The sequence below is a fragment of the Amycolatopsis regifaucium genome (assembly GCF_001613935.1).
GTDB classification, from domain to species: domain Bacteria; phylum Actinomycetota; class Actinomycetes; order Mycobacteriales; family Pseudonocardiaceae; genus Amycolatopsis; species Amycolatopsis regifaucium.
In genome coordinates this window covers 530,320-550,212 of sequence record NZ_LQCI01000002.1, presented here as the reverse complement: position 1 = coordinate 550,212, position 19,893 = coordinate 530,320, and the positions used below count along the sequence as shown (strand labels likewise).

Genomic DNA, 19,893 nt, shown 5'->3' with positions numbered 1-19,893 from the left:
CACGAGCCTTGTCTCTGAGGATGGAGCGCGCGACGTGACCGGTCCTGTGGTGCTCCTGCCGAACCTTGGCGTTTTCAGGAATTGTCTTCGATATCGGCTGAGTGGTCCTGGCGCGCCTCGTCGCGGGAGGTCAGACACCTGGCCAGAATAGTGATCATGGAGCTGTCGACAACGTCGCGGAGTGTTCGGGGGAGAGGTTCTTAGCCGTACGTCGCGGCGGGCTTGTGTGATCCAGGGCGCATGGGTAAAGAGTCGTGGACTGGCGCGACGGGCGGCCCTTCGTGTACCGGCAATTCCTGGACGAGGAGGTGGTGGTCCAGCGTCGGAGAAATCGATTCAGGGACGCGACGTCAGGCAACTTGTCCGCCGAATTCTGCAGGCGTTTCGAGGTTCTTGGTGCCGCGCATGAAGACGAAGGCAGTGAGAACTGCGACCAGTGACGCTCCGGCCCACATCGCGGACTGCCAACCCGCGACGAAGGACTCCCGCGCGGCTCGGGCCACTGGCTGCTCCCGTTCGCCGGCGGTTGCGATTGCCTGGGCGATGCCTTTTCGAGCGGCTTCGGCGGTCGCGGTGGGAACGCCGTCGAGTCTGGAGTCGATGTTGCTGCGGTAGCCCGCTGACAGCAGCGCTCCGAGCAGTGCGATTCCCACTGCGGCACCGATCTCTCGCGCGATGTCGTTGAGCGCGGAGGCGACGCCTTGGTGGTCCTGCGGCACAGCACCGGTAATGGACTCTGTGGCGAGCGGCATGGACACGCCCATGCCGCTGCCCGCGGCGATCATCCCGGGCAGGACGGCGAGGTAGCCGGAATCGGCGGAGACGGAGGTCGCGAGTAGAACCAGGCCCGTCCCGGTCAGGATCAGTCCGGTTGTCATGGTGGCGCGCGATCCGATCCGCTCGGCCACGCGCGTGGACAAGCCGGAAGCGATCGCCATCAGGCCGGCCATGGGTAGGAGTGCCACCGCAGAGAGCACCCCCGACCAGTCCAAGACATTTTGGAAGTACGGGTAGAGGAGCACGGCGGACCCGGCGTGAACCGCGAAGACCGCCGCGAGCGCGACGGACCCGCTTGCCAGGCCACCGTTTTTGAACAGGCGCATGTCCAAAAGCGGAGCCGGGTGGCGAAGATCCCAAGCCACGAAACCGACGGTGCCGAGGATTCCGCAGGCCAGGCTGATGGTGGTGCCGACCGCCCACCAGCCCCGCTCCGGGCCTTCGTGCAGGAACAGGGTGATCCCGACCACCCCCAGTACTGATGTGAGGGAGCCGATCAGGTCGAAGGGACGTGTCGAAGGCGCACGGGAGCCGGGGACCGAGTGCCACGCCGTGGCGAATGAGAAAAGCACCAGAACGACGGGAAGCACGAACAGGAAGCGCCAGCTCGCCGCGTCGACGAGGACACCGGAAAGGAGCATGCCGAGCACCGCTCCGACCCCGGCGACCCCGGTCCACACCCCGATGGCACGGACTCGCTCCTGCGCGGGGAAGGTCGAGGTGATGACGGCCAAGGTGACCGGCATGATCATCGCCGCGCCCACCCCGCCGAGCAATCGCGCCGCGAGCATGAGCCCGGCGGACGGGGCGAGACCGGCCCCCGCGCTCGCGACCGCAAAGACGGCGAGCCCGACGAGAAGCACGGGCTTGCGGCCCTGTCTGTCGCCGACTGCGCCGAGCGGCAGTAGTAGCGCGGCCAGGGTGAGGACGTAGCCGTTCATGATCCAGACGACTGTGCCTTGTGCTGCGTCGAAGTCGGCGGCGAGGTCCGGCTGAGCGACGTTCAGCCCCGTGACGGAGGCGACGACAGCGAGCAAAGCGGCGCACATCGCGGCCAGGATCGAGCGTCGTTGCCGCGGATCGGTGACGAGGGCTTCGGCAGTCGTGCTTGTCAAGCTGTCCTCCGGGGATGGGAGTGTCGGCTCGCGATGCGACTGGCCGTAGGTCATCTCCGCCGGTCGGCATCTCGCTCCACGGCAACCCGGGCAGGGGCAGCGGCCGCCTACAACCAGATCTGGGGACTCCGCTTCGATTCGTCCCGTTTGGTCTTGGCGCGGCGAGAGAGACGCGCGGCATCGCCGTACGGAAAGTGAGTGATTACCGCTGTGCCGGATGGTGGAAGGGTAGGAAGTTCGTCTGCCGGGGGACAAGCGACGTTCCGTCACGTGGAATGGCAACGCAGGTCGGTCCGTGAGGCGCCGGACGCCGTGTTGGCCGCGTGGCCGACGTTCGCAACGGCAGGTGTTGCCGGCCGGTTCGTCGATCGGCGGACCGGACACTTGGAGGCCGGCGGTTCTCCCCGCGAAGCTCGCTCACGTGCTCACCCGCGATCTGCTTCGCGCGGGCCAATGCGCGTTGCTCATCGGGCAGGCGCCGGAGTGACGCCCAGTGCCGTCGTCATGGAGCGCGTCTGAAGTCGCGGGGTGCGCAAGTCGCCCTGCGGCCGGCGGAGTTCCATGAGCCGGAACGTGATCTTGTCAGCAGGTGGAGGGCGAGAGAGGCTCCCGGCAGGCGGTGTGTGCCGAGTTGCGGAGGAACCATGGTGCAGGTCGTGTTGGCGTCCATTCCCATGCCGGGACACTTGATTCCGCTGCTTCCCATCGGCCAATACCTCGCCGACAAGGGTTACGGCGTCACAGTGCTGACGTCGCAGGCTCTGGAACCCTTGGCACGAGACATCGTGACGACGCCGGGCTGTCGGTTGCACCCCTTGCGCGGCAAGGCCGCGTTCGACGGGAACCGTGTCCTGGCGGAGTTTCCGGCGATGAAGGACACGCCATCCGGGCACCGGCAGGTCGTGGTCGCTCCCCACGAGATGTTCATTCCGCCCATCCCCGAGCAGTTCGCCGCTGTTCAGGAGATCCTCCGGACCGGGAATCCGGCCGAGACTGTCGTTGTCCACGACTCGTTCTTTCACGGCACGTGGCCCTTGCCGCTCGGAGCTCCGGGGTTGCGACCGGCCGGGACGATCGGAATCGGCGTCTCCGTACTGGCACTGGAAGATCCGTGCCTCGCGCCCTTCGGTTTCGGTGTCGCTCCCGACTACTCGCCGGCCGGGATCGAGCGTGCGGGGCAGCTCCGCGTTCAGTTGCGTCAGGAATTCGAGCCGGTGCAGAGTCATCTGGACCATGTTCTAGCCGGCCTCGGCGCGGTCAAGCCGGCGCCGTACTACTGGGATGCCTTCTCCATGCTGTGCGACACCTTCTTCCAGCTGTCGCCGCCGAGTCTCGAGTACGGCCGGTCGCAGTTGCCGGAACACATCGAGCTGATCGGTCGCCCGGAACCGGCTTCCATGGCGGCCTTCGAGCCACCGGCGTGGTGGCAGGACGTCTTGATGACCGAGCGCGTTGTTTTCGTCACGCAGGGTACGTTGAATAACGTCAATCACGCGGCTCTCATCGGACCGACGCTGGATTCGCTCGCTGGCTCCGACGTCCTCGTGGTGGCGACTTTCGGCGGCCGGCCGGTGCCGCCCGATCTCACGGTGCCCGCCAACGCGCGGGTCATCTCGTACCTACCGTACGAGATGATCTTCCCGTACACGTCCGTTTTTGTCACCAACGGCGGTTTCGGCGGCGTTCAGGCCGCCTTGATGGCGGGGATCCCGATGGTCGTCGCGGGTGACACCGAAGACAAGCCGGAGGTCGCGATGCGCGTCGAGTACTCGGGAGCAGGGATCAACCTCCGCACGGGGCTCCCCACGGGCTCTAGTGTGCTCGCCGCGGTCGAACGGGTGCTGCGAGAGCCGACTTACCGGTTCAGGGCAAAGGAAATCCAGGATGAATACCGGGCAAGCGACACACTGGCCCGGATCAGGCACGAGGTCGACGAGATGCTCGCGGCAGCGTCAACCTGATCGCCTCTTGCGAAGCGCCTCGACGGCTCGCGATGGCCACCGGTCGGCAGCCGGGGCCGGCGTGCGCAGCTTTGCCGCGAGCGCGGGGAAGAGTGCACTGCGTCGCTCTGCGAAGTGGTTGAACCGGCCGCCGTCGTTCGGTTTGCCGCCGGAGACATCGGGGTGCGCCCGCGGTGGCAGGCCTTCGGTGTCGACACCAACCGCATCTACTGGCTCGATCGCCCCAGGGACCCAGTGCCCGTTGCGGAACTGGTCAGCGGCAGCCGTGCCCGCCGACCGTCGTCACGACCGCCGCGTTGACCATGACGACGCGGCCACCGACGTTAGCGATGCACGATGAAACCCTGATGACACGGCAATCCTCGCCCTGTCATCCGCACGGGCGCGAGAGCGGCGGCGGCTCGACGCTGCTCTGTCGCTGTTGCGCTGGTGGTGGATCGTCGCTGGACCTCGCCACCACGCTGTTGAGGTCCACAGGGAAGTTGCGCTGTTCGCCGGTCACGCCAGCGCCGCGGTTGCCGTTTACTGCTCCCAGAGGTGGGTGCACAAGCCGTGTCTCGGTGGAAAGGAAGCAACGTGGTCCGGAAGGCGCGGGCTGTCCGGCTGGAAATCGCGCGGACGACGGTCGCCCTGGTACTGCTCGCTTCGGTGCCGGTGGTCGCGTGCGCCGCACCCCGCGCCACACCGGCGGATCCAGGCGGCAGCTCGACTGCGGGAACGGCACCTGCGGTTCCCGCAGCCGAGGCACGGAAGCTGCTGGGGACCTTGCAGGTCGCGGTCCGCGGGACTCTGGACGGGTATGACCGGGACACGAAGTTCCCGCACTGGAAGACCGTGTCCGGTAGCTGCGACGTCCGCGAGGAACTGCTCAAACGCGATGGTGTGAACGTCACGGTCAACGCCGAGTGTGCCGCGGTGTCCGGGGCCTGGCGCAGCCCGTATGACGGTGAGACGTGGCGTAAAGCGTCCGATGTGGACGTCGATCACGTGGTGCCGTTGGCGCACGCGTGGATCAGCGGTGCGAAGTCCTGGTCACAGGCCAAGCGTGAGGACTTCGCCAATGACCTGACGCGGCCGCAACTGCGGGTCATGACCGACAAGCTCAATCGGCAAAAGGGCGACAAGGCACCGGATCAGTGGAAGCCACCGCTGGTGTCGTTCTGGTGCACTTATGCGACAGACTGGATCGTGATCAAAGCCCAGTACGGGTTGACGATCACCGTCCCAGAACGCACGGCACTGTCGGGCATGCTGGACCACTGTTGAGGACACGGTCGCGTGCCACATCGTTCGCCCAACGCCGCGCCGGCAGAGGAGGAAGCGCTACCTCGAGCACAGCCCCAAACCTGTCGCCTTCCTGACAGTCCGAGCCTTCCGACGCGCGTTCGGCCCCACGCCACGGTCATGGCCGGACAAAGTTTGATACCGCGCCGCCCGACTTAGAGCTTTCGGATCGTTGACCAGCCCGCACCGCGGCGTGAGCGGACTGCTCAACCACTGCTGCGGCGGTAGCTCGTCCTCCATGACCGCCCGGCACTCTCTCCGGCGCAGCAAGTCATCACGTGCCGCCTCGATTGCCAACGTTGGCAGTCCTGTCGGGCGACGCAAAGTATGGGCAACATCGACAGGCGAACGGCTGGTACTCGAGGACACCTTCAAGGTGTGAGTACCAGCCGCCCGTCTGTTCCTGTTGGCCGACTCGACGTGGTACCCCCACACACGAGCTGACCAGCAGGTCTGAATGTCGCTTACTTCACCGCCAGCCCGGTCCGATCGCGACGGCGGACAAGCGGCCAGATCCTCAAGCCGTGTGAGGCTGTAGTGGGGCGTCACCTGTCAAGGAGGTGAAAGGGACCGACGCCATCGACGGTCTGCCCTCGGGGGCTTCGGTGAACGTGTCGCGCACCGCTGGCTCCCTGCCCGGCGGTCTGATCGTTGCGTTGAGCCTGATTCGGGGTTGTGTGGTGTGCGGGCGGCTCCGAAGCATCAGTCGTCGGCCTCGTTGACGATGTCGTTGATGTCCTTGCCGGAGTCACGGATGGCCTTGTATGTCTCCTCGGCGATCGCGCTGCCCGCGATGCCTCCGGCGAATCCGCCGGGGGCTCCGCCGAACCGGCCACCTACCACGCCGAGGACGACGCCCCCTCCGGTGCCCCAGGCCACCTCGTCCAGCGGCTTGTCGTCCTCGAAGACGTCGTAGCCGATACCGACACCGGTCGCCAGGCCGGACATCAGGTGACCGGTCGCCTTGGCGGCTTTGAGCGTGCGCTGTTGCTCACGGAACAGGTCCGTCGCGTCAGTGGTCACCGTCCGCAGGGCCTGACGTTTGCGATCCAGTTCCGCCCGGTGCTCCGGCGGAATGGTGCCGTCAGGCGCGCGGACGCTCCTCCTGAAGTCGGTCAGGTCCCGCGCGGCGGTCCGTGCCTGCGCCGATGCGGTTTCGAACTTTCTATTTGCGTTCTCCACCTGTTTGTCCAGCCCTACCCCGACACCGGTGTCGAGGAGCGCGGCACCCATCTTGATCGGGTTCGTCAGGTCTTCACCGATGCTGTCGGCGATCTTCTGTGTGACCGGCTTGCCCGCGTCGTCGACGTACTCCAGCCAGGCCACGTTCCGCTTGGCGTTCTTGACGAGTTCGTCGAACGTGGCTCGCTCGTCCGACCCCTCGGGCTGCTGGTCGCGAAGCTTCCGGAGCGCCTTCTCCTCGTCCTTGGCCGGTTCGACCGCTGCTTCGATCTGGGCACCGACCTCGATCGCTCGCAGTCCGCGAGTCGGCTTGGGCAATGGCTGGTAGCCCCGCCTGACGACCGGCCGTTTCTTCTCCGGTGGAGTTATGTAGTTGTTCCTGGGCCCCTGAAGTTTCTCCAGCCGGGTCGCCTCATGGTCGGCCTCGTCGGCCAGGCGAGCTGTGGTCTCCCACGCGCGGACAGACCCGGTCGCGCCCTTGTCGCGGTCCTTGGCGAGTCGGGTCGACTCCTCGCGAGCCGTCTTCGCGTCGCGGTCGATCTGGATTCCGGTTTCCAGGGCCTTCAAGCCGGGGGCCGCCGTCTTCTTCTCACCGTCGTCTTCACGGGTCTTCAGGTAGACGTTGCCCTTCCCGGACTTCCGGACCTCGTCGTTGCCCCGTTCCCGGTCGCTGTCCCGATCGTTGATCGCTTTCAGTTTGCGATCGCCCTGGTCTTCCATGGGGTTCTTCCGCGCACGGTCGACGGCGTCACGCTCGATCCGTTTGGCTTCGGCTTCCTTCTCTTTGTGCTTGCCACCCCCGGTGGGCGGAGCGTATCGGTTCTCCTTCTGCTCCTGGCGGGTACGGCCCGGGTGCTTATTGGCCTCCCGGCCTTTGTCGACCTGCTTCTTGTCCTCTTTCTGTGGAGCAGGTTGGGTCGACTTCACGTTCGCCGCTCGGTGCTTGTTCATCTGGACTTTCTCGGCCTGCTGCTGGGCAGGTGTTCCACCCGGCTCGGGAGCGGCCTGTGCGGCGGAGGCGGCGAGTACGCCGAATCCGATAGTCAGCAGGCCGCCGGAGACCGAATAGAGTACGGCCCTTCTCAGCTCAATACTGTTGTTCACGGCTACCTCCGAAACGTAGAAGCGCCATGATGCAACGGGGCGGTATACGCCAGGTACATTCCGCTCAGGGATTCAGCTGGTACGCACAGGAAAGCGACTCGGCGACCTGCTGGCCCCCGTCGAGGATGCGCCGGACCGCGGGTGCGACACCTCGCGCCCGTGTCACCGTGCTGACCGCCTGCGCCCACCTGGCCCAGCTTGACGAACAACCAGTGGAAGCCATCGCTGGTGTCGTTCTGGTGCACTTCCGAAAAGTGGTGGGCCGGCGAGGCCACGTTGTCACCCGGTCGGGTCGATTTTGTTCCCGTCGTCGGCGCCGTACGATTCCTGCGGCGAAAAGCGGTGGAGATCGTTGTCGACAAGATCGATGTGCGTGAGCGTCGTAGCCCTGAGGGCCGTGAGGTGCTCTCGGTTGATTTGGGCTCTCGACCGGGTGTCGTTGACAACGGACTAGGAACTAGTGCACTGGGTCCTGCGATTTCCACGCCAGCGAAGCAGCACGACCGAGGCCCGGATGGGTGGTCGTGACCACCGGCCGGGCAGTGCCCGCTCGGGCGAGCACTCACGAAGACGGAGTCACTGGGGTCGGTCGAGCTAACCGCAAGGGGTTTGCGGCCGGGATGAAAGGGCTATGTCTGGTGGGCCGGGCACGACCGTGCCGGGCAACTCATCGAGGAGGTTACGGTGGCTGCTGTCGCGCACTACATAGAGGTCGATGCCCCGGCTCAGGCGTGCTATGACTGGTGGCGGCCGTTGACCCGGCTGCCTCAGGTGTTCTCCGACGTCAAGTCCGTCGAGGCCGTGGACGGTGACGCGACCAGGACCCGGTGGAAGGTCGACGGTCCGATGGGAGCCACGGTGGAGTGGGAAGCCCGGATCGTCGAGGACGCCGCGCCGCGCAAGATCGCGTGGGCGACGGTCGAGGACGCCGACCCGGATGTGAAGAACTCCGGTGTCGTGCGGTTCGACGACAAGGGCAACGGTCGCACCGGTGTCGAGATTTCCCTTGAGTACGAGCCCCCGGCCGGGAAACTGGGGGAGGCGATCGCCTCGTTGCTGGCCGATCCGCAGAAGAAGGTCGAACGGGCCGCGGCCGAATTCAAGACCGTTATCGAAGCCCGCTGATTCGGTGCTCACTTGCACTTCGGGCAAGGGCCGGGGATCGGCGTGGCGGGACCCATGGGCCTAGGCCGAGACGCAGTGTGCCTCGCCGATGACGATCGGGGAGGTCTCCAGCCTGTGCAGCGTGTCGAAAAGGTCTTTTTTGGACAGTTGCTCCGGCGAGAGCAACAGGTTTCCTGTATCGCCTTCCACGCGTTCTTTCGCTCGCTCACGCGCGGGGAAGAATTCACCGCAACCGCGTCCGGCTTTCCTCGGTGCTTACCCGCTGAGCGCTCTGCAGGGCGGTCAGCGCGGCACGTTCCTGCGCACGGGCCAGCCGGAGATCTCCGCGGCGATCGGCTGCAGATCCTCGCGTCTTCCGTTGCCTTCACCGGCCGGTGTTCCGTGCGGAAACGGCGGATTTCCTTCGCGAAGGTGTGCGCTGTGCCGATCCGGGGTAGCCAGTCGGTGATCCATCCCGCTTGGCGAAAGGGAACGACGTGAGCCTGAACGATGACGACATCTCCACCACATCGGACAAGGAAACCGAAGGACCGGCCGACTCCGGAGCGAGTCAGGGCACACCGGGCCAGCACGACGGCGGGGCCGACGGCGGTGCCGAAGGTCCGGCTGACTCCGGTGCCGGCGAAGGCACCGCCGGCCAGCACGATGGCGGAGCCGACGGCGGCGCGGACAGTGGCGCGAGCTGATTCGAGCGAGCCGAAGACCGGTACCGGACAAGGCGGCGAGAGCCTCCCGGTACCGGTCACCGGCCGCGTTTCGGAAGGTGTCTTGGCCCGGTTGGTCGGTTCCGACATCGAGGAGTTCTCCGTCCGGCACTGGGGCCGTGAGCCGTTGCTGCGGCGGACGAGCGGCAAGTTCGGTGACCTGCTCGACCTCGACGGCGTGGACGAGCTGCTGTCCCGTCGTGGGTTGCGTACGCCGTTCCTCAGACTGGCCCGCGACGGGTCGGTGGTCGATTCACGTTCGTTCACCGGCGGCGGCGGGGTCGGTGCCGAAATCGGCGACCAGATCCGCGACGACCGGGTCGCCGCGCTCTTCGCCGAAGGCAGCACCATCGTGCTCCAGGCCCTGCACCGCACCTGGCCGAGCATCATCGACTTCACCACCCGCCTGAGCGGCGAGCTCGGCCACCCCGCGCAGGTCAACGCCTACATTACCCCGCCGTCTTCACAGGGCTTTTCGGCGCACTACGACGTCCACGACGTCTTCGTGCTTCAGCTGGCCGGTCGCAAGCGGTGGAAGGTGCACGCGCCCGTCCACGCGTCGCCGCTGCGCGACCAGCCTTGGGATGAGCACGCCGAGGCCGTCGCCGCGCGTGCCCGGGACGACACTCCGGTCATCGACGAAGTCCTGGAGCCTGGTGACGTGATGTATCTGCCTCGAGGCTGGCTCCACTCGGCGAAGGCGCTCGGTGATGTTTCCGCGCACCTGACCGTCGGCATCCACGTGATCACCGTCTTCGCCCTGGTGGAAGCGCTCACCGCACTCGCCGGTTCCGACGAACGGCTGCGCGCGTCCCTGCCGCTGGGAATCGACGTCGCGGATTCAGACCGGATCGAGGGCCACCTCGAGTCCGTCCGCCAGGACCTGATCGACGTTTTGCGGACAGTGCCCAGCGAGGACGTCGCCCGGCACGTTCGCGATCGGACGTGGAAAGGAAACCGCCCGGAACCGCTGGCACCGGTCGCCGCCGCCGAATTCCTGCTCGGTCTTCGCGACGGGGATGCCGTACGGCGCCGCGACGGCCTGCGTTTCCGTATCACGGGCCCGGCAGACGGCCACGTCGCGCTCGAACTCCCGGATCGCCGCCTCTCGCTGCCGGGGTCCACCTCGACCGCCTTGGCGGCGCTGCTCGACGGGAGCACATGGCGCGTGGGGGAGCTCCCGGGGCTGGACCGAACCGATCAGCTCGTGCTCGTGCGCCGCCTGCTCCGGGAAGGCGTGCTGATGGCCGCGACCGCATGACCGCGACACCGGCGGACCGCTGCGCGGATTTGGCGGACGCCGCGGGCGATCCCGGTGAAGGCACGGCACCACCCGCGGAGCAGTGGCTCATGATCGAGCATCCGGGACCGTGGGGACGACTCGCGCTCAGGGAGTCCGGAATCGATCCGACCGCGGTCGCTTCGTTGAGCTCCTGGGCGCGGCGGGTCAACGGCCGGATCGCCTTGATCCGCCGGGTCGCCCGGCGCACGCCCGCGCGCGAGCACCCCTATCGCTGGTTCCGGGTTGACGCGCGACCCGGTCATGAAGAGATCCGCACCGGGGAATTCACGAACGCCGCCGAACTCTCCCTGGCCAGTTCCGCTCAGGGGCGTGTGTGGCCGGAGCCTCTCGCGCTTGTCTGCGTTCACGGCAGGCACGACACGTGCTGCGCGGTGCGCGGTCGTTTGCTCGCGGCCGCACTGGCCGCCGAGTTTCCCGAGGCCACGTGGGAATGCAGTCACCTCGGCGGCTGCCGCTTCGCTCCCTCGATGGTCTTGCTGCCGCACGGTTTCACCTTCGGCGGCCTGCGTCCTGGCGACGCGGGCGGCGTCGTCCGCGACTACCTGCGTGGCACGCTCGACACGAAGTACCTTCGCGGCCGCTCCTCGTTCGAACCGATGGTCCAAGCGGCTCAACATCACGCACGTGCTGCCACCGGCGCCGTCGGGATCGACGACCTCCGGCCGGTCGAGGACGTACGCGACGGCGGTTCCGGCCGTCGGGTCGAGTTCGCGGGCCCCGACTGCACGGTGTACCTCCGCGAACGACACATACCGGCGAACCGCAGGCTCACGTGTGCGACCGAACCGGTGAGCAGGATCAGGGTGTTCGAGTTACTGGAGCTGCGCTATCAGGGTCTCCGTTGACCGGAGATGACTTCCATGGCGCTCGGCCAGGTGGGAACGAGTCCACTGTGTACAGCCGAATCGCCAACTCGCGAGACCCACGACGACCGATCGCGTCGCCGACCCGCTCTTGGTGCCTTGTCATGCCCGGCGTTGCTGTTTGGCCGGTTCGGCGCGGAAGCGAGTGATTTCGCCGAGCAGGTCGCGGGATTCGGTGTCCGTGCGACCTGCCAGTAGGTGCGTCAGCGGCGCAAGGCGATCTTTGGTACGGACGGAGCCCAGGGCGTCGGCGAGTTCGACGGCTGCCGTACCGGCCTGTATCGCCTCGTCGAGCTGGCCGAGAAGAGCATGATTCTGTGCGAGCATGATCGTGGTCAGTGCGCGGCTGCGGGCCATGGTGGTGTGGTAAGCGTCTGTAGCGGATACCAGGTGCGCGATGGCCTCCTCGCCGTGCCGGGGCGTGACACGGTAAGCCAGTTCCGTCAATACGGTCCCGCGCATCGCTGCCATGTCCGCTCGGCCGAAGAAGGCCTCCCATGGCTGTGGGGAGTGCCAGTTCTCCCAGTCGGCGAATTCACTTTCGGCCGCCGTCAACAGGTCTAGTGCCCTCCTCTCCTCGTTGCATTTGGCCAAGGCCCATGCCTGGTTGACCGTCGAAATCGCATGACCGCGCGGCGAGCCGGATCGCCGCGCCGCTGCGCAGCCCCGAGCGAACTGTGCGAGCGCTGTCCTGGGGTCACCGTAGTGAAGCTCCAGCCGGCCTAATCGGTAGTGAATATTGGCCGTAAGGCTGCCGTTGCTCGCTTCGGCGGATAGTTCGGCCGCGCGCCGGAACCTCAGCCGCGCGGACGCCGGGCGGCCGGTGTCGAATTCGGTCCAGCCGAGCAGGTTGTGTACGTCTGCCAGTACCGTGAGCAGTCGCGGGCGAAGGCTGTCAGGAACCGAACTCCAGCGAAGCAGCAAGCCGACTGTCTTGAGAATATCCACGGTATCGCGGCAGAACCCGCCACCCTGCCGGTAGTCCACCGCGCGCAGGACTTCTACCGCACTTTCCAGTCGAGCCACGTCGGTGCTCCCCACGCGGCTCGGTGGGGCTGCTTTCGCCGTCATCGCGTCCTCAATTCTCCTGAGTGAGGCACACCCGACTATGGATTACCCCCCTCTGGTGACGGGAAACTACTTCCACGCGGAGGTTTCGCGGGAGTGAGGCACACCCTCCGAACCTCAAGATGAAAAAGACTCGGTGTCGATTCCCCCGCACACGCGATCGATTTCGCCTGATGTTCGCATGGTGTGCGGCAGGTCTTCGACCGCGTCCTCCCGGTCGCTCTCCTGCCGGGAGCCGCACTGGCCGTCATGGCGAGCGCCGGCCTGACTTCGCTCCGGAACGGCGGTTGAAATTTCTCCCTGTTTACCCCGAAACCGCACGGGTAGCCCCGAGTGTTCGAGCCGCTCTCGATCCCCGGCTCGATTCGACGCACTCCAGATTTCCTTCAGGAGGTTCACATGTCGCAAGGACCGGTCGGTCAGGCGCCGCCGCAGCGCGGAGCCGACTCGACGTCGACTGCACAGAAGGCGAAGGACGAGGCCAAAGAAGTCGCGACCAGCGCGGCCGATCACGGCGAGACACTGGCGAAGACCGCCGTAGAGGAAGCGAAACACGTCGCCGAGCACGGTCAGCACGAAGCACGTGACCTCCTCCGGGAAGGCCGGGCCCAACTGGAAGATCAAGCCCGCAACGGCCAGCGGCAAGCGGCACAGAGCTTGCACGGCCTGGCCGACCAACTCGACCGCATGGCCCAGCGGACGGATTCTCCCGGTGTCGCGGCGGATATCACCCGCCAGGCGTCGGAGCGCGTCCATACGGTGGCCAATTGGCTCGACGAGCGCGAGCCGGGTCAGTTGCTCGAAGAAGTGCGCCGATTCGCCCGCCAGCGCCCCGGCACCTTTTTGGCGGGCGCGGCGATCGCGGGCGCGCTGGTGGGCAGACTGACCCGCGCCGCCGTCGCCGGTGAGCCGGAAGGCTCCAGCCACGAAGCCGAATCCGGCCAGGGCTCGAAGCACGCCACCCCACTGCCGGAACCGGTCGCTCCGGCACTGTCTTCCGAGTCGTCTCCCGCACCGCCCATCCCCACCGGGCAGGTCGGCGATGCGGAAGTCACGGCACCGACCACCACGGCCGGCCCAGGGGGCTACTCCGCGCCCCAACCGCCGGAAGCCGCTTCCCCGAGCGGGCCTCGATCGCCCGGTACAGGCGAGGTGCCGTGATGTCACAGGCTCCGGGCTCCACACCGGCCGGCGACCAGCATGCCGACGTGTCGGATGTGTCGGTCGGTGAACTCATGACCAACGTCATGAAAGACCTCTCCATCCTGGTCCGTCAGGAGGTCGAACTCGCGAAGGCCGAAATGAAGGCGGAAGCGGGCAAGGCGGCCAAGGGCGCCGGCATGCTCGGGGGCGCCGGATTCGCCGGCTACATGGTGCTGCTCTTCCTGTCCTTGGCGCTGTGGTGGGGCCTCGCCAACGTGATGGACCAAGGCTGGGCCGCGCTCATCGTCGCGGCGGTATGGACCGTCATCGGCGCCGTGCTCTACACCACCGGCCGCAAAGCCATCCGCCGCGTTTCGCCGAAACCCGAACAGACCATCGACACACTCCAGCAGGTTCCCGGCGCGCTGAAAGGGGAACGACCATGACCGAGCCGGACCAGATCCGCCAGGAAATCGAACGGACACAGCGCACGCTGAGCACCGACGTGGACGCGCTGACCGAAAAAGTCACCCCAGGCCGGATCGTCGAACGCCGAGTCGGCCGGCTCCGCGACGCGGTACACCGTGCGAAGGACACGGTGATGGGCACCACCACCGATTACGCCGCCAAACTGGGCGACAAGGCCGGTTCCGTGGCATCGACAACTCAGGAAGGCACCAGCTCGATGGCGTCCGAAGCCGTGAACCAGATGAGCTCCGCCGCCGAGGCGATCGGGGAAGCGCCCGAAGCCATTCGACGGAGTACTCGAGGCAATCCCCTGGCCGCGGGGGTGATCGCTTTCGGAGCCGGTTGGCTGATCTCGTCGCTGCTGCCCGCCAGCGACCCGGAACGGCGCCTGGCCGGCAAGGCGACAGACGTGGCCCGTGAGCACGTGCAACCAGCCGCTCGGCAAGTCGCCGAGGAAATGAAGGACAACCTCCGCGAACCGGTGAAGCAGGCGGTCGAGTCCATCAAGTCCGAAGCCGCCGGCTCCGCGTCCACCGTCACCGACGAAGCGCACGCCGCCACCGATGACGTCACCGAACGCGCCCAAAAAGCCCAGCACAACCTACGCTCTCCGAGTAGCGAATAGTGCCTCGCCGCTTTGGCCCGCCACGTCCAGCGACCAAAGCGGCGAGCCCCGGAGACCGCGGCTGCCTCGGTTCGTCGACAACGGTTGCCATTCACCGGCAGAGTGCGCCGGTGAGTGCATCCACTAGTCGTGGTAGCGCGGTGGGGTCTGATGCCGCGTGGGCGGGATCGAGCTGTCCGATCGACAGGGCGCGGCATTGCGGATCGCTCCAGAGCGTGGACAGGGCGGCACCGAGCTGGGCGATGGTCGGCCCGCTGTTGCGGCCGTTGACGTTTTCGGCGATGGGTGCGTCCAGGAAGTCCAGGACGTCGACATCGACATGGATGACGAACTCTCCGGGAGACAGTGCGTCCCGGGCTGCCTGTGCCGCGCGACGCGGGTCGTTGACGAGATCGTCCTGCGCGACGACGGTCAGTCTCAGTTCGGCCACTGCCTTCCGTTCACCCTCGGTGGTCGCTTCCATGTCGACGCCGAGATAAGCCAGATCGGCAGGAGTGAGCAAGGGTATTTGCCCCGCCGAAAGGAGCGCACCCGTGCCAGGAAGGCCCAGGGCGTGTGCCATGCCCATCCAGCTGAGAGAGCCCTCGTCGGTGGACTGCGGCGTGTTGAGATCCAGGTGCCGGTCGAGATAGACGATGCGGGGTTGCTCGCCCGTCCGGGAGACCGCCGCGCACAGTCCCACCGCGACCGTGCAGCTACCGCCGAGAATCAGCACGCGATCACCAGTTCGGAGCAGGGCCGCGGCCGCTTCCGCGAGTTCTCGCACCGACGCGCTCTCCTCATCGACATTCTGCAGGAACGGGTTTGCCCGGTCCGGCACCCACCGACGCTGGGTGAGATCTCCGGCGTCGACAACGTCCCAGCCTCTGTCCTGCAACGACGACGGCAAACCCGCCGCCCGAAGTGCCGCCGGGGCGAGTTCGACACCGACACAATAGGCGCCGGCGCTGCTGGGAACCCCGAGTATCCGAAGCCGCCTCATCATGTCTTTCCTCCGATTTTCTTTCTTCAGTGCCCCGCTGCCATAGGTAACTTTTCGTCCCCCGGTGATCGTCAACGGAAGGTACCCGGACCGGCGCGAACTGATACCCGCCGTCAGCTGTCGTCGTCGGGAATCGCCACGGAGGTATGTCCGGTCCGGCTCTGGCGGCGAAGGTCGCGAAGGCGTGCACAGTGGTGGTTTCGTTGGCTGCGAGCCATATCGGTGCCAGTACACGGGCTGTGAGTCGATGTCGGCCGACGCCCCGGTACGCCTTCTTACCTCCCGCCGGCGGGCTGGCGCGTCCGTACGAGTACCCCTCAAGTGGGTAGGTGGGTGGTGCTGAGGGCAAGGGCGCGGTCAGTTCATATTGGAATCCTTCGCGCCCGCTGGCCGGCTGAAGCGCAGCCGAGCAGCCAGCGGCCTGCCCCGCCCTCGGCATGAGGTGACGTCAGAGGCAAATCGGTCGACAGCGGTCCGAGGTGGTGAGCAACACTGCCGGGTGATTCGTTTTCACTTCCGTTTCAAGCCGCCGGCCGATGTGGAGCCCTGGGGTGACCGCAGGCTGCACTGGTTCGCTTTGACGGACGGCTGGTTCTGGATCGAAGAGCAACAAGCTGGACGACAAGCGCCGCACGGTGTCCCGATCAGCGTGCTGTGGTGACCGATAGGAGAATGGCTAAACGACGGGGCGGAGATCGGTGATGAGGCGAAAGCGTTGCAGAACCGTCAGTGTCGCGTCGTCCACGGTGAACTCGGGGTCTTCCAACGCCGCACGTGTCTCCTCGCTGTGCCAAAACCGCTCGTGGCTCGCCCGCCACTCGGCCACGCTGGTGTACCCCTCTCCCTCGTCCACGGCGTGAGCGAGATCCACCTGCGCCAGCGGGACGACGCGTACGCCGGTCACCTCGATGACCGCGACTGGACGGTCGTCCGAGTCGATGACCACCGAACGACTCCCGACTTCCGGCAGCGGCTCCCCTTCATGCTCGTAGTCGACGAGGAGGCCTGTGGTAGAGGTTTTGGAACCGTTGAGTATTGCCGCGACAAGCTGGTCACGCAGTGGGCCGGGGAAAGCGAACTCGATCCTGGGCAACGACACGAGGTCTGCAGGTGCGAAGGCGTCATTCGTCATGCGGTCACCGTAACGACCCCTTCCGCGCAAGCGAGCAGAGTGGGCCATGACGTGGCAGGGCCGCGGCGGGTCATCTCATCGAACATCCACTTCGTGACGAGGTCTGTTTCGACCATTCCCGGTAGGCATTCATGGCGACGCACCCGCCTGAAGTCATGAAGTCCGGCCCAGCTGAGTTCACTGATGCTCCGGATCCCGGTACGCATCAACGACGCCGCGTCACGCGCAGCATCGTTGGATGCTCTTCCGGGCAGCGGAACGGGCACTGGTGTGGAGAGCGCCCCTGACAGCTGACTCGGCGTTCCGGCCTCCGGGCAGTGGTACACCGGCGTTGAGCGCCGCTGGCGGGGGTGAGGCGGCTTCGGCTTTGATGCGGGGTTGATGGTTTCTGTGGGGTTCGGCCGTGGTCAGCGGGTGAAGGCCAGGGTGATCCAGTTCGAGAACTCGCAGGCGAGGTGCATCCGGTGCTGGGTGACCATGGAGGGCATCGTGAGTCGCGGGAACTCGACGCACAGGTGGGCGTGGAAGCCGTCGGCGTGGTCGCGGAACTCGTGCCGGACGCCGCCGATGGCCAGGCCGGTGCCGGTTCGGGCGACACCCGAGGCATCGAGAGGGAATTCCGGGTTCCGCTGGGTGATGATTTCCGCGGTGTCGGAATAGTCGATCAGGAATCGGGTCGCGAGTGGGCTGCCGCCGGTCGTTTCGATGACTTCCTGTTGTCCGTCGGGTGCGGTGTCGATCAGGAAGTGGTCCGGGTTGGCAGCGATCATGCTGTGGGCGTAGTCGTCTCGTCCGGTGTCGTTGAACCAGGCGAGGAACTCCGCGGCGGTGCCGGCTCCGGTGACATAGAGGTCGCAGGTGCTGGTGGCGCGGCTCCCGCGCGAGAGGCGGGTGGAGGTGCGCGCGACGGCGTCGGCGCGGCGGATGTCGCGGGCGAGGCGGCGACGGATCTCATCCGGTCCGAGTTCGGATTTGGCGTCGGCGAAAGCCATCCGCGCGCGGGCCAGGTCGCCAGTCGGAACCGGCAGGCCGATCTTCGCGGCGGCCTTTCCCAACCGCTTCGTCTCCCACGCCCGCACGTCTTCGCGTGTGACGGGACGCCCGGCCAGGACGGCCTTGATCGTCGGTTCGCTAGTGGGCATCGGTGCCTCCGGATGAGCTTCGTGTCGAGAACGACCTGTTCAATGCCAGTGTTTAATGTCACTGAACACTGGTGTCAAGAGAGGCGCGCCATAGGTCACCCGCTCTGGAGGCGATGGGCAGTGTCGGGTCTCGGCTCGGCGGTAGTGTTCAGTGATAGCGAACTGAGCTGCAAGGGGGCTCGTGATGGAGGACAAGATCGGGCCCGCGCTGCGGAAGGCGCGGGAGGAGCGCAAGCTCGGTCTGCGCAAGGTGGCGGCCGCGGCCGGGATTTCGGCCAGTTTGCTCTCGCAGGTCGAGACCGGCCGGTCCCAGCCTTCGGTGAGCACGCTGTACGCGCTGGTCAGCCACCTCGGCATCTCGCTCGACGAACTGCTCGGCATCGGCGTTGGGCAGGTCAAGCCGGCCGAAGAGAAGTCGGTGGAGCGGCCGGTTCCGCAGACGTCGGCCGGGGTCGTCCAGCGTGCTGCCGACAACCCGGTCCTGGAGATGGCCAATGGTGTCCGCTGGGAGCGGCTTGCCGTCGGCGGCCAGGCCGATGCCGATGCCCTGCTGGTCACCTATCAGCCGGGGGCCGCCAGTTCGGCCGACCGGAAGCTGATGCGCCACAGCGGAACCGAGTACGCCTACCTGCTCTCGGGTGAGCTGACCCTGCTGCTCGACTTCGATCGGCACCTGCTCGCCGCGGGTGACTCGCTGTGCTTCGACTCCGCCCGTCCGCACCTGTACCTCAACCATGGATCCGAACCTGCGCGCGGCGTGTGGTTCGTGGCGGGCGGGCGAGACCTCGACCACACCCGCGAGTGGGTGGAATCCCAGGTCGGCGGTCTTTCCGGGGACACCTCCTCGCGGCCTTCGAACGTCGTCGAGGCCCTTGCATTGCTGGAATCCAGCCTACCGGCAAGCCCTTCCGAAATGGAGCGAAACCAGAGCCACTGAGATCCTTCTCGTCCGCTGTCACATGACGGTAGCGCCCAGGTGTTCAATATTAGTGAACACCTGGGCGGACGGGTGACGGAGGGAGATGCCGTGCTGATCGGATTCGCCGGGCTCGGACGAATGGGCCTGCCGATGGCCCTCCAGCTGGTACCGACGGGACATCGGGTCCTGGCGCAGGACCCGCGTCTCAGCAGTGTCCCGGAGGGCATCGCGGTGGTCGCCTCGGTGTCCGGACTCGCCGAGGCGGAGCTGTCCATCAGCATGCTGCCGGACGGCGCGGCGACCAGGGAGCTGGTCCTGACCGGGCTGGCCGGTGCCGGGAGCGAGCACCTGCACGTCGTCATGGGCACCGTCGGTCCCGCCCTGGTGAAGGAACTGGCCACCGTCGGGCCGGTGGACGTCATCGACGCGCCGGTGTCCGGGAGTGTGTCGATGGCCGAGGCCGCCACGATCACCACCATGGTCGGCGGCACGGCGGAGCAATTCGGACGGGTGCGGCGGCTGAAGGCGCTCGCGGCCGTCGTGTCCGGACAGTCGAGCGACCAGCCACCTACGCCCAGCCGGGCACGACGACCTCGGAACGCCCCGGTCCCGGATGAATTGGCCCTCGCGTTCCGACGAGGCCCCTGAACTCGCGGTTCACCACGGTGTCACCAGCCTCTCGGCCGACCACAGACCGCGTCGCATGCGCAGCGGGTGCGGTGACAACCACGGACGGACGGCGTTGCCAGGAATGCAGGTAGTGCGGATCCAGGTCAACGATTCTAGTTCACCGGCGGACAGTACCCCTGGATCGGAAAAATCCAAGGCTGTCGATTTCGCTTGCGCGGACGCCCGGCCGGCCTCCGCGGGTTAGGAGTGCGGGTTGCTTGTGCGTAGCCTCCGCCCGGTGGTTCATCTGGCCGCGTCCGCCAGGCCGATGCCGTACGAGGCGTGACGACCGCGAGGGTTCGCTGCCTCTTTTCGGTTCGTTCCCTG

18 protein-coding genes are annotated in these 19,893 nt (G+C 66.7%); 12 read left to right on the top strand and 6 right to left on the bottom strand.

Annotated elements, in window-relative coordinates; all coding sequences use genetic code 11:
* Positions 1 to 350: 350 nt before the first annotated feature.
* Positions 351 to 1,946 carry an MFS transporter gene (locus AVL48_RS03715; protein WP_244162290.1) on the bottom strand — a complete coding sequence of 532 codons (1,596 nt, stop codon included), beginning with the start codon at positions 1,944 to 1,946 and terminating at the stop codon, positions 351 to 353.
* A 590-nt stretch (positions 1,947 to 2,536) separates the two neighbouring features.
* On the opposite strand from AVL48_RS03715, the gene AVL48_RS03710 reads away from it, so the two are divergent.
* Together AVL48_RS03710 and AVL48_RS03705 are read left to right on the top strand one after the other, a co-directional pair.
* Positions 2,537 to 3,853 carry a nucleotide disphospho-sugar-binding domain-containing protein gene (locus tag AVL48_RS03710; protein ID WP_061990267.1) on the top strand — a complete coding sequence of 439 codons (1,317 nt, stop codon included), beginning with the start codon at positions 2,537 to 2,539 and terminating at the stop codon, positions 3,851 to 3,853.
* A 576-nt stretch (positions 3,854 to 4,429) separates the two neighbouring features.
* A complete protein-coding gene (locus AVL48_RS03705; RefSeq protein WP_063054076.1) occupies positions 4,430 to 5,119 on the top strand; it encodes an HNH endonuclease family protein in 690 nt (229 codons plus the stop codon).
* Between the two features lie 720 nt (positions 5,120 to 5,839).
* Here AVL48_RS03705 and AVL48_RS03700 read toward each other — a convergent pair.
* Complete coding sequence (locus AVL48_RS03700) at positions 5,840 to 7,423, bottom strand: hypothetical protein (protein ID WP_061983585.1); 1,584 nt, start codon at positions 7,421 to 7,423, stop codon at positions 5,840 to 5,842.
* Between the two features lie 684 nt (positions 7,424 to 8,107).
* Between AVL48_RS03700 and AVL48_RS03695 the strand changes: the two genes are divergently transcribed.
* The 4 genes from AVL48_RS03695 (at position 8,108) to AVL48_RS03680 (ending at position 11,400) form a co-directional block, all read left to right on the top strand.
* Positions 8,108 to 8,548 (top strand): SRPBCC family protein, encoded by a 441-nt coding sequence (locus AVL48_RS03695; RefSeq protein WP_061983586.1) that lies wholly within the window; start codon positions 8,108 to 8,110, stop codon positions 8,546 to 8,548.
* Between the two features lie 476 nt (positions 8,549 to 9,024).
* Positions 9,025 to 9,234 carry a hypothetical protein gene (locus AVL48_RS03690; protein ID WP_061983797.1) on the top strand — a complete coding sequence of 70 codons (210 nt, stop codon included), beginning with the start codon at positions 9,025 to 9,027 and terminating at the stop codon, positions 9,232 to 9,234.
* A gap of 82 nt (positions 9,235 to 9,316) precedes the next feature.
* On the top strand, positions 9,317 to 10,513 hold the full coding sequence (locus AVL48_RS03685) for a cupin domain-containing protein (protein ID WP_244162289.1): 1,197 nt from the start codon (positions 9,317 to 9,319) through the stop codon (positions 10,511 to 10,513).
* Positions 10,510 to 11,400 carry a sucrase ferredoxin gene (locus tag AVL48_RS03680; protein ID WP_061983587.1) on the top strand — a complete coding sequence of 297 codons (891 nt, stop codon included), beginning with the start codon at positions 10,510 to 10,512 and terminating at the stop codon, positions 11,398 to 11,400. Before AVL48_RS03685 ends, AVL48_RS03680 begins: the two co-directional genes overlap by 4 nt.
* 120 nt (positions 11,401 to 11,520) lie before the next feature.
* On the opposite strand, the gene AVL48_RS03675 is transcribed toward AVL48_RS03680, so the two are convergent.
* The gene (locus AVL48_RS03675; protein ID WP_061983588.1) at positions 11,521 to 12,489 is read right to left on the bottom strand and encodes a tetratricopeptide repeat protein; all 969 of its coding nucleotides are present in this window, start codon (positions 12,487 to 12,489) and stop codon (positions 11,521 to 11,523) included.
* A gap of 396 nt (positions 12,490 to 12,885) precedes the next feature.
* Here AVL48_RS03675 and AVL48_RS03670 point away from each other — a divergent pair, with 396 nt between their 5' ends.
* Genes AVL48_RS03670 through AVL48_RS03660 form a run of 3 tightly spaced genes read left to right on the top strand, consistent with a single transcriptional unit; the run spans position 12,886 to position 14,722 of the window.
* On the top strand, positions 12,886 to 13,647 hold the full coding sequence (locus AVL48_RS03670; protein ID WP_061983589.1) for a hypothetical protein: 762 nt from the start codon (positions 12,886 to 12,888) through the stop codon (positions 13,645 to 13,647).
* Positions 13,647 to 14,075: a phage holin family protein gene (locus AVL48_RS03665; protein ID WP_061983590.1), complete on the top strand. Its 429-nt coding sequence runs from the start codon at positions 13,647 to 13,649 to the stop codon at positions 14,073 to 14,075. The genes AVL48_RS03670 and AVL48_RS03665 overlap by 1 nt, the downstream gene beginning before the upstream one ends.
* Entirely contained in the window at positions 14,072 to 14,722 is a 651-nt protein-coding gene (locus AVL48_RS03660; protein WP_061983591.1) for a DUF3618 domain-containing protein, read from the top strand. The genes AVL48_RS03665 and AVL48_RS03660 overlap by 4 nt, the downstream gene beginning before the upstream one ends.
* A gap of 91 nt (positions 14,723 to 14,813) precedes the next feature.
* Here AVL48_RS03660 and AVL48_RS03655 read toward each other — a convergent pair whose 3' ends face one another.
* Complete coding sequence (locus tag AVL48_RS03655; protein ID WP_208616202.1) at positions 14,814 to 15,779, bottom strand: arginase family protein; 966 nt, start codon at positions 15,777 to 15,779, stop codon at positions 14,814 to 14,816.
* A gap of 367 nt (positions 15,780 to 16,146) precedes the next feature.
* Between AVL48_RS03655 and AVL48_RS40780 the strand changes: the two genes are divergently transcribed.
* Positions 16,147 to 16,365 carry a DUF5984 family protein gene (locus tag AVL48_RS40780; protein WP_425266077.1) on the top strand — a complete coding sequence of 73 codons (219 nt, stop codon included), beginning with the start codon at positions 16,147 to 16,149 and terminating at the stop codon, positions 16,363 to 16,365.
* Positions 16,366 to 16,380: 15 nt separating this feature from the next.
* Here the strand turns inward: AVL48_RS40780 and AVL48_RS03650 are convergent, their stop codons facing one another.
* Positions 16,381 to 16,836 carry an ASCH domain-containing protein gene (locus AVL48_RS03650; protein WP_061983593.1) on the bottom strand — a complete coding sequence of 152 codons (456 nt, stop codon included), beginning with the start codon at positions 16,834 to 16,836 and terminating at the stop codon, positions 16,381 to 16,383.
* A 407-nt stretch (positions 16,837 to 17,243) separates the two neighbouring features.
* Positions 17,244 to 17,978: a hypothetical protein gene (locus tag AVL48_RS03645; RefSeq protein ID WP_061983594.1), complete on the bottom strand. Its 735-nt coding sequence runs from the start codon at positions 17,976 to 17,978 to the stop codon at positions 17,244 to 17,246.
* Positions 17,979 to 18,162: 184 nt separating this feature from the next.
* On the opposite strand from AVL48_RS03645, the gene AVL48_RS03640 reads away from it, so the two are divergent.
* Both AVL48_RS03640 and AVL48_RS03635 read left to right on the top strand, forming a co-directional pair.
* The gene (locus tag AVL48_RS03640; RefSeq protein ID WP_061983595.1) at positions 18,163 to 18,915 is read left to right on the top strand and encodes a helix-turn-helix domain-containing protein; all 753 of its coding nucleotides are present in this window, start codon (positions 18,163 to 18,165) and stop codon (positions 18,913 to 18,915) included.
* 90 nt (positions 18,916 to 19,005) lie between these two features.
* Positions 19,006 to 19,545, top strand: coding sequence for an NAD(P)-binding domain-containing protein (locus AVL48_RS03635; RefSeq protein WP_061983596.1), 540 nt, complete (start codon positions 19,006 to 19,008; stop codon positions 19,543 to 19,545).
* Positions 19,546 to 19,893 lie beyond the last annotated feature (348 nt).